Annotated in this window: 16 protein-coding genes; 13 read left to right on the top strand and 3 right to left on the bottom strand. The window is 38.2% G+C overall.

What is annotated here, in order from left to right; translation table 11 throughout:
• Window positions 1–243 precede the first annotated feature (243 nt).
• From AC04Q1_RS24245 to AC04Q1_RS24225, 5 genes are all read left to right on the top strand, one after another.
• Window positions 244–1,002 carry a hypothetical protein gene (locus AC04Q1_RS24245; RefSeq protein WP_478367135.1) on the top strand — a complete coding sequence of 253 codons (759 nt, stop codon included), beginning with the start codon at window positions 244–246 and terminating at the stop codon, window positions 1,000–1,002.
• Between the two features lie 9 nt (window positions 1,003–1,011).
• Window positions 1,012–1,458, top strand: coding sequence for a DinB family protein (locus AC04Q1_RS24240; RefSeq protein WP_478367134.1), 447 nt, complete (start codon window positions 1,012–1,014; stop codon window positions 1,456–1,458).
• A gap of 354 nt (window positions 1,459–1,812) precedes the next feature.
• Entirely contained in the window at window positions 1,813–2,601 is a 789-nt protein-coding gene (locus AC04Q1_RS24235) for a hypothetical protein (RefSeq protein WP_478367133.1), read from the top strand.
• A 162-nt stretch (window positions 2,602–2,763) separates the two neighbouring features.
• Entirely contained in the window at window positions 2,764–4,299 is a 1,536-nt protein-coding gene (locus AC04Q1_RS24230) for a rhomboid family intramembrane serine protease (protein ID WP_478367132.1), read from the top strand.
• Window positions 4,300–5,063: 764 nt separating this feature from the next.
• Window positions 5,064–5,462, top strand: coding sequence for a helix-turn-helix domain-containing protein (locus AC04Q1_RS24225; RefSeq protein WP_478367131.1), 399 nt, complete (start codon window positions 5,064–5,066; stop codon window positions 5,460–5,462).
• On the opposite strand, the gene AC04Q1_RS24220 is transcribed toward AC04Q1_RS24225, so the two are convergent.
• Window positions 5,459–6,349, bottom strand: a complete 891-nt coding sequence (locus AC04Q1_RS24220) for a hypothetical protein (RefSeq protein ID WP_478367130.1) — start codon at window positions 6,347–6,349, stop codon at window positions 5,459–5,461. The genes AC04Q1_RS24225 and AC04Q1_RS24220 overlap by 4 nt on opposite strands.
• A gap of 85 nt (window positions 6,350–6,434) precedes the next feature.
• Window positions 6,435–7,142: a DUF2490 domain-containing protein gene (locus AC04Q1_RS24215; RefSeq protein WP_478367129.1), complete on the bottom strand. Its 708-nt coding sequence runs from the start codon at window positions 7,140–7,142 to the stop codon at window positions 6,435–6,437.
• A 135-nt stretch (window positions 7,143–7,277) separates the two neighbouring features.
• Between AC04Q1_RS24215 and AC04Q1_RS24210 the strand changes: the two genes are divergently transcribed.
• From AC04Q1_RS24210 to AC04Q1_RS24185, 6 genes are all read left to right on the top strand, one after another.
• Complete coding sequence (locus AC04Q1_RS24210; protein WP_478367128.1) at window positions 7,278–8,603, top strand: hypothetical protein; 1,326 nt, start codon at window positions 7,278–7,280, stop codon at window positions 8,601–8,603.
• Between the two features lie 152 nt (window positions 8,604–8,755).
• Window positions 8,756–9,949 carry an enoyl-ACP reductase FabV gene (gene fabV / locus AC04Q1_RS24205; RefSeq protein WP_478367127.1) on the top strand — a complete coding sequence of 398 codons (1,194 nt, stop codon included), beginning with the start codon at window positions 8,756–8,758 and terminating at the stop codon, window positions 9,947–9,949.
• 96 nt (window positions 9,950–10,045) lie between these two features.
• On the top strand, window positions 10,046–10,582 hold the full coding sequence (locus tag AC04Q1_RS24200; RefSeq protein WP_478367126.1) for a GNAT family N-acetyltransferase: 537 nt from the start codon (window positions 10,046–10,048) through the stop codon (window positions 10,580–10,582).
• Between the two features lie 367 nt (window positions 10,583–10,949).
• Window positions 10,950–11,402 carry a cold-shock protein gene (locus tag AC04Q1_RS24195; protein WP_029277369.1) on the top strand — a complete coding sequence of 151 codons (453 nt, stop codon included), beginning with the start codon at window positions 10,950–10,952 and terminating at the stop codon, window positions 11,400–11,402.
• Window positions 11,403–11,856: 454 nt separating this feature from the next.
• Window positions 11,857–12,543, top strand: coding sequence for an SIMPL domain-containing protein (locus AC04Q1_RS24190; protein WP_478367125.1), 687 nt, complete (start codon window positions 11,857–11,859; stop codon window positions 12,541–12,543).
• Between the two features lie 97 nt (window positions 12,544–12,640).
• Entirely contained in the window at window positions 12,641–12,955 is a 315-nt protein-coding gene (locus tag AC04Q1_RS24185; protein WP_478367124.1) for a hypothetical protein, read from the top strand.
• A 183-nt stretch (window positions 12,956–13,138) separates the two neighbouring features.
• Here AC04Q1_RS24185 and serS read toward each other — a convergent pair whose 3' ends face one another.
• A complete protein-coding gene (gene serS, locus AC04Q1_RS24180) occupies window positions 13,139–14,410 on the bottom strand; it encodes a serine--tRNA ligase (RefSeq protein WP_478367123.1) in 1,272 nt (423 codons plus the stop codon).
• Window positions 14,411–14,508: 98 nt separating this feature from the next.
• Between serS and rsmI the strand changes: the two genes are divergently transcribed.
• The gene (gene rsmI, locus AC04Q1_RS24175) at window positions 14,509–15,222 is read left to right on the top strand and encodes a 16S rRNA (cytidine(1402)-2'-O)-methyltransferase (protein WP_478367122.1); all 714 of its coding nucleotides are present in this window, start codon (window positions 14,509–14,511) and stop codon (window positions 15,220–15,222) included.
• Between the two features lie 39 nt (window positions 15,223–15,261).
• Window positions 15,262–15,915 carry a PH domain-containing protein gene (locus AC04Q1_RS24170; protein ID WP_478367121.1) on the top strand — a complete coding sequence of 218 codons (654 nt, stop codon included), beginning with the start codon at window positions 15,262–15,264 and terminating at the stop codon, window positions 15,913–15,915.
• Window positions 15,916–15,977 lie beyond the last annotated feature (62 nt).

Genomic DNA, 15,977 nt, shown 5'->3' with positions numbered 1-15,977 from the left:
GAAGCCTTTAATGTACAGAGGGATATAGCTTAACTTAACGACATTGGGCGGGCGGTTGAAGCGGTACCCTGCAGCAACGAGGCACGAGGAAGCGAAGCGTACAAGCGTAAAACGGGAGGAAACCTATAGTGATGCACAAGCGCTGCGCTCCTAAAAAAAAGCATCTTAATAGACTGAAACACCAGATGAGGATCGATATTCAGCTTAAAAAAAATTATCTTCGCTTACCAACATCAACCTACCATGAAAAAACGATTATTAACAATCCTTTTACTATTCCATATCGGCTCAGTTTACAGCCAAACGCTCGATAAAAAATATCTGCCCGTTGTAAATTCTTTTATTACATCCGTTAAAAATGGTTCAGTAGAAAAACTGAGCAACAAAATCAAATACCCTTTAAACCGGACCTACCCGATCCCGCCGATTAAAAACAAACAGGAATTTATAAAAAGGTATAAGGAGGTTTTTGATGACGAATTCACCAAAAAGATTATTGGTTCTAAAGCATCAAAAGACTGGAGTGATGTAGGTTGGCGGGGCATTATGCTTTTAAACGGCGAACTCTGGCTGGATACCGATGGCAAAGTCATTTCAGTGAACCATCAATCCAGGCTCGAAGCCAAAGAGCAGGCCAGGCTCATTAATACTGATAAAAGCAAACTGCATCCATCAATCAGTAGCTTTACACAACCCGTACTGGTTTTCGAAACCGCTCAATACAGGGTCAGGATCGATGATTTGGGCAACAACAATTACCGTTACGCCTCCTGGCCAATAAAAAGTAAAATGAGCGATAAACCCTCCTTGGTGATCACCAAGGGCAAGTGGACGCCTGATGGCAGCGGCGGAAACCACAACTACCAATTTAAAAGTGGCGATTATACCTATACCTGTTTCATTACGGTAGTGGGAGAGAAAAATTCGCCGCCTGCATTATTGGTGATCAGTAAAGCAGGGAAAGAAATCTTGTCCCAGGCAGCTAAAAAATTAACTTCCTAACATCCGCCTATGCTTACCGAAACCTTAAAAAAACTTTTCCATCGGGATTTAAATAAACTTAAATCCGAAATCGAAGCGTATAAAACCGAATCGAACTTATGGATGATAGACAGGGAAATCGCAAACTCCGCAGGTAATCTTTGCCTGCACCTCATCGGAAACCTGAACACTTACATTGGCGCGACTTTGGGTGGCAGCAACTACATCCGCAACCGCGAACTGGAGTTTTCTTTAAAAGATATCCCGAAGCAGCAACTCATCAAAATGATTGAGGAAACCACCTCTATCATTAGCGAAACGCTCGATAAAATCACCGCTGAACAGCTCGAAAACGAATACCCGCTATTGGTATTCCAGGAAAAAACCTCAACCGAATTCTTTCTGGTCCACCTCACCACGCATTTAACCTATCATCTTGGTCAGATCAATTACCACCGAAGGCTGTTGGATGTTTAATTGAATCCGTCATTGCGGACAGAAGCATGGGACTGAGCAAGAGTGAAGCAATCTTTTTGAAAAATAAGGCGCTGATAAAATGAAAACCATAAAAGCAATCCTATACCTAACCCTCCTGTTACTGGTCATTTCTACTTTGGCAACATTAAAGCTGCAAGCTGCATCCGATGGTTTTGATCAATATGGTTTTCCTTTTACCTTCTACGATGCTTTTTCTGGAAAGTGCGATAATTGTTATCAAAACTTTAGCTTTAAACCCATTAACTTACTTTTTGACACCTTACTAGCCCTAATTTCTTCATTTGTAATCATTACACTTAAATGTAAATTTGATAAAAGGCAATCAAATCACCCATGATACCACAACTCTTTGCTAAAAAGGCAACCGAAATATTAAAAACCGATGAATCTGTTATCGGCCTGGCTGTTGGCGGTTCATGGCTGAGTAATGAGATCGACGAATTTTCAGATCTCGATCTCATTCTGGTGACCAAAGAAAAGATATCAGCCGATCAATCAGAAATGCTTCGATACGCCAACAGCCTTGGCGAAATGATTTCTGCCTTTACAGGCGAACACGTGGGCGAGCCCAGGTTATTGATCTGCCTTTACAATAATCCATTACTACATGTTGACATCAAGTTTTTAACCATTGATGAGTTTGCCCAAAGGGTAGAAAACCCAATATTATTAATCGACAAAGGTCAGCAACTACAGAAAATCATCGAACAAACCGAAGCCAGATTCCCTTACCCCGACTATCAATGGATCGAAGACCGATTTTGGACCTGGGTACATTATGCCCTTTTAAAAATCGGCCGGGGCGAATACCTGGAAGCTTTAGATTTTTTAGGCTTTTTAAGAATGGTGGTATTTGGTCCTTTGCTGCACATCAAAAACAACAAGCTGCCGCGCGGTGTACGCAAAGTAGAAATACAACTCCCTGTTGAAGACTTTAACCTTCTTAAAAGCACCATCGCCCAGTATGATAAAACATCGCTAATCGCTTCCTTGGAAAATGCGGTTGAGGTTTATAAAAAATTAAGAATTGAATTGTATACCGATAACATTAAACAGAATGAAAAAGCAGAAGCTGCGGTAAAAAATTATCTGACAGAAATCAGGAAAGGAATCCCAGACTAATTTTATCTCAATATCCGGAATTAACTGTTATCAAAATTGAAAGATTTATTCTATAATTGAGAAAATTAATGCCCTCAGTCCATATAAATGTCGCGCGATATAACTGTAAAAAAACTAAACATACTTTTTATCCCATTCCTGTTGATTTCGATATCAATATGTGTGGTTTATACTTTCCTCAATTGGCTCTTAATCATTAAATTAGATTTTATTCCCCTCAAAGAAAATATTATTGAGTTTGTTATACCATTCCTTTTGCCTGTTATTTTTATTTTTTTCTTCTTCAGACCGAGAATACGGATTCTAAACTTAAAAACAAAAAAAGACAATCTACCTTGGCTTTATTACTATATTCTATTGCTTGGTCTGGCTGTTCCAAATATAATTGCGCAAAAATATTTACCAAAAGCAGTCGGAAAACTTACCCAGTTGTACAGTATAAACGAAATCGATCAGCACGAGGCATCAAAATATTACAGCCTTACCAAGTTTGCCGTTGATAAAGATAATATTGGCCTCAACACCTTTTTTGATGTTAGCGGGAAGAACAACGAGAATTTCAACATCAACATTTATGTGATTTTACCAATTATTGATAACGGAATAAAAAACATACCATGTAAAGCATTTCTGGGGGTTAAATATTTTAGAACTGTAAGCAATCGGCTTTCGGCAAGGGAAAAAGAAGATAACTACAACTCACTTGCATCCATTTGTAAGTACGAAATTGAGAACAATAGTTTTGACGATTTCAGATACCTGGAAAGAGTTGGAAATAGTGAAGATGGAGATGGTTACAAAGATGCGATACTCCATTGCTTAAAATACGACCGTAGTAAAGCACCTGTTCTTATTGCTCAAAAAGAACCTTTCGAGGACAGGCTAGGCAACCAGTCAGATTGGATTTTTATATCGTTTGCCATTTCGGCTTTTGTTTGGCTTATCATGGTGCTAATACCCAAAATTGATCGTCAGGCACTCAAGAGATTTGAAGATGGAATCCCAATAAAAAACAATGATCTGATTTCATTTCTACAGGTAATAAAACCAAGAAACGGCTTCTATATTACACCTGTTTTAATGTTTATAAACATTGTGCTCTTTTTAACAATGGTAATAAGTGGCCTGGGCTTTATAAATTTTAGGGCACCGGATTTATTAATCTGGGGTGCAAATTTTGGTCCGCTCGTAAGAGATGGTGAGTGGTGGAGGTTGCTCACAAATACATTCTTGCATGGAGGGATCATGCACATCTTTTCCAATATGATTGGCCTTATACTATTAGGTTTTATACTCGAAATGCAATTGGGCAAAATTAGATTTCTCCTTTCCTATTTATTTACCGGGAAAGTGGGTAGTATTGCGAGTATATTATGGAATCAATCAACAGTTAGCGTTGGTGCCTCTGGTGCTATTTTTGGTTTATGCGGGATATTCTTGGCCCATTTGATTTCTAAATTTTATGATGAAAGCTTTACCAAGGCCTTTTTAATTGGCACATTAATCTTTATTGGATATAACTTATTTCTTGGTTTAACTGGTGGAATTGATAATGCAGCTCATATTGGCGGTCTAACCAGCGGCTTTATATTAGGTCTTATTTTTAGATTTACAATTGAAAAGCCTGTTGCAAAAAAATTAAGGAAGAAACGGGTATATAAGAAAAAAATATCTACTGAGCCTACTCAACACATATAGGAGATGAATACCTACCAATTAAACAGCTCGAATTTGCGATGCCGTACCTGCTTTTAAACGGAACAAAAATTATCTGTTTATTTTAAATCCGGGTGAACTTTTTTTGGTGTCTCTTTTAGATTTCGCTAATCTGCGAAATAATTTCATCAGTCAAATTACATTCCACCTAAAATTCATTTACCTTTTAACAGTTTTCATCTATCTTTTTACAATTACGTTTAACTTTTTTTAAAAAACAATACAGAATCTTACAATTGCGTTTATGTAAATTGCGAAGTACATTTTAAATATTGTAACCGCATTTAACTTTGTTGAGATCGCAATGATAAATATTGTAACTGTGTTTTCGAATGTTTCAAAGCATATTTAAAATCTTACAACTGCGTTTACGAATAATTCAAAGTATATTTAGAACCTTGCAACTGTATTTGCGAATATTTCAAAGTATATTTAAAATCTTACTACTGCATTTATGAATATTGCTAAGTACATTTAGAATTTCACAACTTCATTTTACATTTTTTAATAATCATGTTGTAATCTTCTAACTGCTTTTATGAAAATGGCAAAGTATACATCGAATCTTTCAACCGAAGCTTAATTCTTCCCAGGCGCATGTATAACATTGCTTTTTTACTTTATCTTTTTTTAAATTATATTTATATCACTCAATCTGGTGGAGTGGTTTCTGTTACCACAGCACATATTGTTTAAATCATCCCGATAAATTGAACAGTTTTTTTATCAATAATAGATTTTACAATATGTTATATTTAAACCTTGGGCCTATATTTGTTGCTAGAGGTATCGAAAGACCCTCTACATACCTGGTTAATGCAGGTTTCAGCGCACATTCCACGCACTTTCTTTTACATGGAAAAAGCAGATCCCTGAGATTGGACCATATCGAGAAATTGTGTAAACTTTTAATCTGCGAACCCAGTGATCTCTTTATATGGTACGCCGCTAAAAATGAAACATTTCCAGATACGCATCCTATACATAAACTTAGAAAGAAACGAAAGAAAGCATCAGCAACCTCATTGCCGATCTTCCTTTCAAACAGCTCTTGGAAATCACTGAGGCCATTAAAGAGAAAAAGGAAGAAGTGCTTGGCAACAAAACAAAAAAGGAGGCTTAAGCCTCCTTTTTTGTTTTGTTAAAACTGAACCCCGATCAGCCACATATTTTCAATGTAATTAATCTTCTGACTGGCGTGGTCGTATTCATCCCAGCCTGTGGTATGTACATTGGTTAAATTGGTGGCTCCAAACTTAGTGGTATTCTGTAAATAAACGTTTTTCCAAACATAAAACTTAAGACCAACTTTAGCAGAAACACCGTAGCCCGAAATACTGAAGTGATTATTCCTGCCCTGTCCGAATAAACGGACATCAGAACGCGGCACCATTAATCCACCGCCTAAACCGGTTTCTAAAGTTAAAGAAGTATTGCCTCCCGGTGCTACCCAGATATCATCATAACGTTCAATTTCGATATTGGCATAGTTAAAACCGTCGGTATGCTCATAGGTTAACATGCTCTCCTTAACATTAATATTTTGTCCGTTATAATCGCCTGCCAAATTACCTGTAGGGGTATTGGTTGGCGAAATATTTGGCCCGATGTGGCCGGTGATCGCTACGGTTTGTGGAATGTCCATCACATATTTCATGTGGTCCCAACCGATGGAAATACTGTAATTATCTTTGATAAAATAACCTGCACGGATATTGTATTGCGGTACGGTAATCAGGCCAGGATTTAAATAAGCCCAGCTCAATTTCGATTGTCTGTCGTGTGCAACAACATCTTTCAGGGTAAAATCGTAATTAGGTCCCTGAAACCTGATATCACTTTTACCATACCACGAACTGTTATAGCCCCAATGGAAAAAGAAATCGCCCTTGCGCGAAAAATTCCGTTTATGCTCCGGATTGAATAAACTTTTCGAAGTTGGCGTATGATCAGCTGAAGACGTTTGAATCTCTTGTGCTTGCATCCGCTTGCCGAACAAGAGTGCTAAAAATAGAATGGTAAATCTTTTCACGCGGCAAATTGAGCAAAAAGACCAGTCAATTACAACAGCTTTAACATTTTGCAAGAGTTGTAATACAAAAAATGACTTTAAAACATTAAAACCTGGTATAAACTGCCAGTTGGATAATGTTATTTACGGTGTTATTCGTTAGCCCTTTGCTGGCCTGGTTCATATACCCTGCTTCCAGATCAAACTGTTTCGAAAAACGGTAACCTGCTGCGAGGTACAACCTGTTCTGGTCGAAAACGCTATTGTTAATCTTGTCTTTATTCTGAAGATTTAAAAACACCTCATTCTGTAAGGCCACAAACGGCCCTTTGGTAAAGGTTGGTTGGGTTTTCTGCAAAGGCTGGATCAACCTTACAAAATAACGGAAACGCTGCGAAAACACATCTTCTCCCGAACGGCCAATAAAACGCTGCTCTACCCTGAACCTATGACTGGCAAAGACCGATTTTATTTTATGGGTATAAATATACTGCTCAAAAATGCGGTGTTCGTGAAACAGATTCTGGCTGCTTCCTATCTGATGCATATCCGTAGTTTGCCACAAATACCCTAAGGCTACGTTATTTTTGTCGTTAATAAAATATTGTAGCGCTGGCCGCACCAAAGTATTCCTCACATAGCCCCAATCATCACCCGAACGGAGCTGAACATCGAACTGCAGTCCCCATTTATCGTTAAACTTCGTATTGTTTAAAAACATAAACCAACCCGAGTTCTGGTGTTGGGTTTGCGCATAAAGCTTTCCAGCAGCCATGACGATCAGCATCAGGGCAGAGAATAGTATTTTTTTCATAAAAAAGATAAACCGGTTTTATCTGTGTGCCGCTAAATTAAAAGAAAATGGACAAAGCAGATCATTTAACTTTAAATTAATCCTCAAAAAAGAGCTTATACTTTTATCTTTAAGGTTTATTTCATTAAAAATCATATGCGTTTTCTGTTAGGAATTTTGTTCCTCATGATTTTGACCGGAGCAAAAGCTCAGAACTTTGTGGGTACCTGGAATTTTAAGTATCGTCCTTATCCCTCGGCTATACCAATTAATATGCAAATGAGTATTGGCAAGGCGACTGAAAAGATGCTGTATCCGGCCAACTTAAAAATTACAACTGGTGATTTTATATTTAGTTATGAGCTCTTGCTTGTTCAAAAAAACAGCACCCAACTGGGCATTGGCCGAAACAAGTACCCGATAATAGAAACCCCCTTCAAAATTAAACAGTGGATGCCCTACCTAAATGGCGTACTTACACTGAGTAAATCCAAAACCGGACAGTCACAATTGAGTTTACAACGGATGTGGATCGATAACTTTGGCCTTTTTATGAGGGGTTTAGATGAGGGTGATGAAATTTACGAAAGCTCAAAAGTAAATATGAGGGATCTTTTGTACCGTGAAAAGATTACCTTAATCAAAACAAATTCAACGCCATGGACAGATCCTCATATTTCCAGAATAGTGGCCCCTACCGGAAAGAATGATATTTATTATGGTATTTACGATCCAATTACTACAAAAGATAGCGTGGTTACCCTGGCCATACAGGATGAGGAGCTTATAGATGCAGACACCATAACACTGATTCAAAATGGCAGGATGGTTTTAAACAAACATACCATTGATGAGAAAAAATTTAGCCATAGGCTACATTTGGATACAGGGATGAATACGCTTGCGCTTTTTGCAGATAACTACGGCAGCAGGCCGCCAAATACCGGAAATTTAATTGTTAAAACCAGCGAAAACATGTACAGTTTTGATTTTTCGAACCGCTCAAACGCTTTTGCAACTTTTCTGGTGGCTAAGTTTTACAGCACATATTCAAAACCTTCGTTATCTGATAATCAATCTATAAGCAATAAGCCGGTTGACATACAAAAGAAAAAAATTGCTCCGGAAAAACCCATAGACAGAAATACCGAGGTTATTGCAAATATGCAAGTTGAAAACAAGCAAATAGAACTTGAAATTTGGGACGGCCAGGTAGAAGATGGAGATAGTGTATCTTTAAAACTTAATGACGAATGGGTCCATCAAAAAATTGCAGTTAAAAAAACATCCAGGCGGTTTTATCTAACATTGCAGCCAGGCAAAAATACTTTATTGTTTCGGGCAGATAATTTAGGAAGCGTTCCGCCAAATACAGCCGTACTTTGCATTTACTATGGCGATAAAACCCGGACAGTTTATCTGGATACCGATATGAAAAGAGATAATATCCTAAATATCGAATTTAGGTCTAAAACGAATTAAACCACCTGTAAAAAGCTTATTATTTAAAATTCATTTAGTCTTAAGCAATTAAAAATTTATCTTCGTTAAAGATTTGACCGTTTTAAGAATCAGAAATTCTTAAAAACTTTTTAATTTTTAAACATTACAAAACGTAAAATCAAAAGAATAAGATGATTATCGAACCTAGAATGAGGGGCTTTATCTGTTTAACTGCACACCCTGATGGTTGCGCACAAAACGTAAAGAATCAAATTGAATATGTAAAATCTAAAGGAGCTATAGATGGTCCTAAAAAAGTATTGGTGATTGGTGCTTCAACCGGTTTCGGTTTAGCATCGCGTATTGCCGCTGCTTATGGGTCTGGAGCTGCTACAATTGGCGTATTTTTCGAAAAGGCACCTTCAGAAGGTAAAACTGCATCACCAGGCTGGTATAACAGTGCAGCTTTTGAAAAAGAAGCCCATGCAGCTGGTTTATATGCAAAAAGCATTAATGGCGATGCCTTCTCTAAAGAGATTAAAGAGAAAACCCTGGCCACCATAAAGGCCGATTTAGGTCAGGTTGACCTGGTGATCTATAGCTTAGCCTCTCCGGTAAGAAAACACCCTGATACCGAAGTATTACACCGTTCTACCTTAAAACCAATCGGCGCAACTTATACCAATAAAACCGTCGATTTCCATACGGGTAATGTAACCGAAATTTCTATCGAGCCTGCTACGGAAGAAGATATTGCGAATACTGTAGCCGTAATGGGCGGCGAAGACTGGGCGATGTGGATTGATGCCCTTAAGGCTGAAAACCTGCTTGCCGATGGTGCAACAACAGTAGCCTATTCGTACATCGGCCCAGCTTTAACAGAGCCGGTATACCGTAAAGGAACCATAGGCAGAGCTAAAGACGATTTAGAAGCAACTGCCTTTACAATAGCCGATAAATTAAAAGATATTAATGGCAAAGCCTATGTATCGGTTAATAAAGCATTGGTTACACAGGCCAGTTCTGCTATTCCGGTAATTCCATTATACATTTCCTTGTTGTATAAGGTAATGAAAGCTGAGGGTATCCACGAAGGTACAATTGAGCAGATCCAGCGTTTGTACGCAGAACGTTTATATACCGGAAATCCGGTTCCTGTTGACGAAAAAGGAAGAATCAGAATCGATGACTGGGAAATGCGTGAAGATGTTCAGGCTAAAGTGGCCGAACTGTGGAAAGAAGCTACAACCGAAACTTTACCTGCTATTGGCGATTTACCAGGTTACAGATCTGATTTCTTAAGCTTGTTCGGTTTTGAAATCGACAAAGTAGATTATCAAAAAGATGCACAGGAAGTAGTAGAAATTGAAGGTTTAGTAAACTAACCTGGAAAAAACGTCACCCTGAACTTGTTTCAGGGCCTTCACCAAAATATTTATAAACGGCTGGCCCTATAGCCAGCCGTTTTTATATCCAAACATATGAATTTCGATTTACAGCCTACCTTAGAAAACGACTTAATTAAAGTTGTTCCCTTAAAAGAAGAAGATTTTGAAGCACTATTTACCGTGGCTTCCGATCCGCTGATCTGGGAACAACACCCAAATAAAGACCGGTACAAAAGAGAAGTTTTCGAAAATTTCTTTAAAGGTGCAATCGAATCGAAAGGGGCTTTTATCGTTTATGAAAAGGAGACGAATAAAATTGTGGGCAGCTCCAGGTATTATGAATTAGATGAAGCAGCAAGTTCAGTTGCTGTTGGTTATACCTTTATTGGCCGCGACTTTTGGGGCAAAGGACACAACAAAGCACTAAAAACATTGATGCTCGATTATGCCTTTCAATTTGTTGATCAGGTAATCCTGCATATTGGCGCAACCAACTTCCGGTCGCAAAAAGCTTCAGAGAAATTAGGAGCGGTTAAAATCAACGAAATCGAAGTAGCCTATTATGGCGAACCCGTAAAGTGGAACTTTGTATACCAGATCGATAAAGCAAAATGGCTGAATAGAGCATAATTAAAGATAGCGACAAAAAAAAAAATCTACCACTGAAGCACTGAAACCACAGAGAAGGCATTAATCTTACCCCGGTGATCTGTGTTCATCTGCTGTATATGCGGCCAAATAATCAAATTATCTGTGTTCATCTTCATTATGTGTGATCACAAAGAAAAAATAGTTGCCTGATAAGCACTCACGCTTGATAAAAGATTTAATTCGGTGTAAATCCGTGTCTCCGTGGCAAACAGCTTTAAATTATGTGCAGTTCGCTACCTAAATAACAAGAGCATAACCGAATAAATCGTATTTATCCTTTAGTATTGTTATCTTTGTATAATTCTCCATTCCACTCACCTTTCAAAACAAAACAATTAAATAAAATATGGCTAAATCTCAGGCAACATACAGTAAAAAAGAGAACGAAAAAAAACGATTAAAAAAACAAAAAGACAAACAAGAGAAAAAAGAAGAGCGCCAGGCGAATGCCAAAAAAGGTTTAGCTCTTGAAGATATGATGGCTTATGTTGATGAAAACGGAAACATTTCGTCTACCCCACCAGATCCGAAGAAAAAGAAAGTAATCAACACTGAAGATATTCAGATCGGTATTTCACGACAAGAAGATATCATCGACGAAAATCCTGTAAAAAAAGGAACAGTTACTTTCTTTAACGACAGCAAAGGTTACGGCTTTATTAAAAACACCGAAACTCAAGATAGTATTTTCGTTCATGCAAATGGTTTGATCACTCAGATTAAAGAGGGTGATAAAGTAACGTTCGAGGTAGAAATGGGCCAAAAAGGACCAACTGCTGTTAAAGTATCAAAGGTTTAAACAACCACAATTCAATTCTTTTTGCAATTCCTAATTGCAAAACATGATTAAAATTCTGCAGAAAATTCTGCTGCGCTAGGTTTTATAACCATTTATAATTCCGTCTATTTAAGCATAAAACCTTGCGCATAATTTTCTTCTGCCCAGAAGAAATCAGCCCGACAATTAATTTATTCACGATTAGAAATTAGGGATCCGTCATAACGCCCATCACTTTTCCATTACCTGAATATCTAATTTGCCCACTTTTCAACCATAGTTCCTATCCTTTATCAAGAGTTGATAAATTCTTGCTAAACGCGGTTAATTTATCAACTCTTTAAATCTTCTTAACTGTTTCATTATGTGTGTTTATCCTGATTTTTTAGTGGAAAAATAAAAAAAATCATAATCTCGGTGTGGAATTTGTGCAGGGTTTACATCATTACAGTACACACAAAGAAAATACATTATTATGAAAAAGTTAATAGCACTTGCACTGGTTGCATTTTTAGGTTTATCGTCAGCGATGGCTCAACAAGTAGATTTACGCAGAAAAATTAATGTAAGCGGAACTGCAGAAACAGAAGTTACTCCCGATATTATTTACATCGGCATTTCGCTTAAAGAATACTTAAATGGAAAGAAAAAAGTAGACATTACCGAATTGGAAAAACAATTGTTTGCTGCGGTACAAAAAGCAGGCATTGCGAAAGAAAATTTAACCATCAGCAATTTAAGCAGCTGGAATGATGCTACAGAGAAAAAGAAAAATCCTGATTTCCTGGCCAGCAAACAGTACCGTTTAAAAGTTAGCGATCTAAACAAATTCAATGTTATATTGGAATCGATAGATGCCAAAGGAATTGCCAATACCAATATCGAAAGCTACGATTATTCTAAAATCGAAACCTTAAAAAAAGAGCTTAAAGTAAAAGCTTTATTGGCAGCAAAAGAGAAAGCAGCTTATATGGTAGAGGCCTTAGGCGACAAATTAGGTGGTGTAATTGAGATACAAGATGGTGGAGACAATGTAATACAACCGGTTTACAGAAATTACGCAATGAAAGCTGAAATGGCCGATGCTGCTGGAGCACCAGAAATAGATTTTAAAAAAATCAAGCTGAATTTCACAGTAAACGCCATTTTCGAGATCAAATAAAAATTCTAACCGTTAAATTGACGCTTTTTAAAACCTACCAGAACATTTTGGTAGGTTTTTTGTTAGGTAGAGGTCGAACACTAAAAAATTAGATATTATGAAAAAATTCATCTACACGTTAGCCTTGATTTTTGCTTTAGGCATTAGTTTTAATTCAGCTCAGGCAGCTGATAAACCTGCGAAAAATCCAACAGAATTAACTGCAGAACAAGCAGTGAAACTGGAAAGAATTAAAACCCGTGTTGAAGAAATCAGAGACATGGACAAATCGAACTTAACCAAAGCAGAACGTAAAGCTTTACGCAGCGAGTTAAGAGAGTTAAAAGGTCAGGCCCGCGCAGTTTCTGGAGGTGTTTACCTTTCAGTTGGTGCCATTATCATCATCATTTTATTATTGATCTTGATTTTATAATCATTACAAAAAAACTCATCTATCTATAAAAACAAAAAGCTTTGCATTGCTGCAAAGCTTTTTTTATGTCGGTCTTGTGAAGTTTACCCAGCTCTGCGCGAAAGAGAACTTCGCAAGTCGGCCAGCGCAAAACTATCGAAGTTCACACCACACAGGCTCTTGAAACTTCGCTAGTTATTCCAACTAATCAATCATATCAAACCCGGTATACTTCACCAAAGCTTCCGGAATTCTAATGCCATTTTCCGTTTGGTAGTTTTCTAAGATAGAAGCTACAATACGCGGTAAAGCCAATGCACTACCATTTAACGAGTGCGCCAGTTGTGCTTTGCCTTCTTTTCCTTTAAAACGCAGTTTTAAACGGTTACTCTGATAGGTTTCAAAGTTCGATACAGAAGACACTTCTAACCAGCGCTCTTGCGCGGCGCTCCAAACCTCCATATCGTAAGTCATGGCAGAAGTAAAGCCCATATCGCCACCACATAAACGCAATACGCGGTAATGTAAGCCCAATTCCTGCAAAAGAGACTGAACGTACTTGCTCATATCTTCCAAAGTCTCGTAGGATTGATCCGGATGCGTAATCTGGACCACTTCAACCTTATCAAACTGGTGTAACCGGTTTAAACCACGAACATGTGCACCATATGAACCTGCTTCTCTACGGAAACAAGGTGTGTAGGCTGTATTTTTAATCGGCAAATCTTCTTCCTTAACAATTACATCGCGGTACAAATTGGTTACCGGAACTTCGGCGGTTGGGATTAAATACAGATCATCAACTGTTGAATGGTACATCTGTCCTTCTTTATCCGGCAACTGCCCGGTGCCAAAGCCTGAGGCCGCATTAACCAAATGAGGTACCTGCATTTCCTTGTAACCTGCTTCAGTAGCATGGTCTAAAAAGAAATTGATCAATGCGCGCTGTAACTTTGCGCCTTTTCCCTTGTATACAGGAAAACCTGCACCGGTAATTTTTACGCCCAGTTCGAAATCGATGATATCATATTTTGCAGCCAATTCCCAGTGAGGTAAAGCCTTGGTTGGTAATATAGCAGGTTCGCCATGCGTGAGCACCACCTCGTTTTCTTCTGCAGTAGATCCCTGTTTTACCAAATGATAAGGTAAGTTAGGTAACTGAACGATTAAATGATGCTGCGCTGCTTCCAGCTCATTCAGTTTATCGCTCAGGTTTTTGATATTTTCTTTATGAGAAGCGGTTTGTGCCTTAATTGCTTCAGCTTCTTCCTTTTTACCTGTACGCATTAAATCGCCAATCTGTTTGGCAGCTGCATTCGCCTCAGCAGAAATACTATCCAGGGAAGTTTGTGTAGAACGGCGGTCCTCATCAATTTTGATGATTTCATCTACCAGTTCTGGCTGTTTAAAATTACGGATACTTAAACGTTCTAAAACTTTCTCTCTATTTTCGCGGATATAGTTAACTTGCAGCATTATTTAATTTTTTAAGCAAAGATAGCAAGAGTTTGGAGTTTGGGGTAAGGAGTTTGGAAAAAACTGCAAACCAATAGCTGTAAACTGCTAACCGAAATATGGATGGCAAACTATTTCTCGTACCAACGCCGATAGGCAATTTGGAGGATATGACCTTTAGGGCAATCCGTATATTAAAAGAATGTGATTTAATACTGGCTGAAGATACCCGTACCAGCGCGCCAATGCTTAAACACTTCGGCATCGATAAAAGGGTTTTTTCGCACCATCAGCACAATGAACATAAGGCCACTTCAGAGATCATTAAGTTTTTAAATGAAGGACAAAAAATTGCCCTGATATCTGATGCCGGTACACCAGCCATTTCCGATCCGGGTTTCTTTCTGGTGCGCGAAGCAATTAAAAACGATATCGCAGTAGAATGTTTACCAGGTGCCACAGCTTTTGTGCCAGCTTTGGTTAACTCAGGTCTACCAGCCGATGCATTCTGTTTCGAAGGCTTTCTGCCGGTTAAAAAAGGCCGGCAGACCAAATTTAAAAAGTTGGCCGAAGAAGACCGCACCATTATACTTTATGAAAGCCCGCACCGTTTATTAAAAACTTTAGAGGAGTTTGCGCAGTATTTAGGGGCCGACAGACAGGCATCAGTAAGCAGGGAACTGACCAAGATGTTCGAAGAAACCGTTCGCGGTACTTTGGTAGAAATAAAATCACATTTTGAAAACAATACTTTAAAGGGAGAATTTGTAATTTGCATAGCGGGGAAACCCTATGTTAAAAGCAAAAACAAATATGATGATACTGAAGAGTAACATCAGAAACATAAACAATACATCAATTTTAAAAATATTATGATTAGCATAGATAGATTTCTAAGTGACGAACAAGACCCAAAGGCGGTTGAAAAAGTTATTGGAAAATTAAACGACCTGTTAACCACAGGCGAAGAACTTTTATATTTAGCAGTACAAAAAAAACCTGCGGTAAACTTATTACCAGATAGCATCGCGATTTCTAACAAACGTATATTTTATTGCGAACCCGGCAATTTAGGCCTGACCATGAACTTTAAAGATATTTCGTGGAAAAGCATCAAAGAAGTTTCGTTTAAGGAAGAGTTTTTTGGCTCTAAATTCATCTGTGTGCCACAACACGGCGAAAATATCGTAACCGAATTTATCCCTAAAGTGCAGGCCCGAAAATTGCACCAGGCGGCTAATCAACAGTTAGAAGAGTATAAAGAGATACTCCGTCAACAAAAGTTGGAAGAAAACCGCGCAACAGCTTCGCCAATTAATTTAAATACGCAGCCACTTGCCGAAATCCCTGCTAATGAGCCCACTCCTGAGCCTGTGCAACCGGTTATCCAGATTGCCGAAGTAGTAGAAGAACCAGAAGACGAAACCACTTTAAAATTGCGTAAGCTTAAAACTCTATATGATAAACACCTGATCACTCAGGAAGAATACGAAGCCAAAAAAGCAAATATTTTAGATAGTTTGTAAAAACTGATCCACTTGAATTGTCACGTTGAGCCCGTCGAAACGCCAGATTATAAATTAATTAG

Source organism: Pedobacter humicola (assembly GCF_056490705.1).
This window is presented reverse-complemented; position numbering and strand designations above follow the sequence as displayed.

Bases quoted from the DNA above. Each gene is read 5' to 3' on its own strand.
- AC04Q1_RS24195 (WP_029277369.1), top strand. From the start codon at position 10,950: ATGGCTAAATCTCAGGCAACATACAGTAAAAAAGAGAACGAAAAAAAA.
- AC04Q1_RS24215 (WP_478367129.1), bottom strand. From the start codon at position 7,142: ATGAAAAAAATACTATTCTCTGCCCTGATGCTGATCGTCATGGCTGCT.
- AC04Q1_RS24185 (WP_478367124.1), top strand. From the start codon at position 12,641: ATGAAAAAATTCATCTACACGTTAGCCTTGATTTTTGCTTTAGGCATT.
- AC04Q1_RS24235 (WP_478367133.1), top strand. From the start codon at position 1,813: ATGATACCACAACTCTTTGCTAAAAAGGCAACCGAAATATTAAAAACC.
- fabV (WP_478367127.1), top strand. From the start codon at position 8,756: ATGATTATCGAACCTAGAATGAGGGGCTTTATCTGTTTAACTGCACAC.
- AC04Q1_RS24170 (WP_478367121.1), top strand. From the start codon at position 15,262: ATGATTAGCATAGATAGATTTCTAAGTGACGAACAAGACCCAAAGGCG.
- AC04Q1_RS24200 (WP_478367126.1), top strand. From the start codon at position 10,046: ATGAATTTCGATTTACAGCCTACCTTAGAAAACGACTTAATTAAAGTT.
- serS (WP_478367123.1), bottom strand. From the start codon at position 14,410: ATGCTGCAAGTTAACTATATCCGCGAAAATAGAGAGAAAGTTTTAGAA.
- rsmI (WP_478367122.1), top strand. From the start codon at position 14,509: ATGGATGGCAAACTATTTCTCGTACCAACGCCGATAGGCAATTTGGAG.
- AC04Q1_RS24190 (WP_478367125.1), top strand. From the start codon at position 11,857: ATGAAAAAGTTAATAGCACTTGCACTGGTTGCATTTTTAGGTTTATCG.
- AC04Q1_RS24240 (WP_478367134.1), top strand. From the start codon at position 1,012: ATGCTTACCGAAACCTTAAAAAAACTTTTCCATCGGGATTTAAATAAA.
- AC04Q1_RS24245 (WP_478367135.1), top strand. From the start codon at position 244: ATGAAAAAACGATTATTAACAATCCTTTTACTATTCCATATCGGCTCA.
- AC04Q1_RS24210 (WP_478367128.1), top strand. From the start codon at position 7,278: ATGCGTTTTCTGTTAGGAATTTTGTTCCTCATGATTTTGACCGGAGCA.
- AC04Q1_RS24225 (WP_478367131.1), top strand. From the start codon at position 5,064: ATGTTATATTTAAACCTTGGGCCTATATTTGTTGCTAGAGGTATCGAA.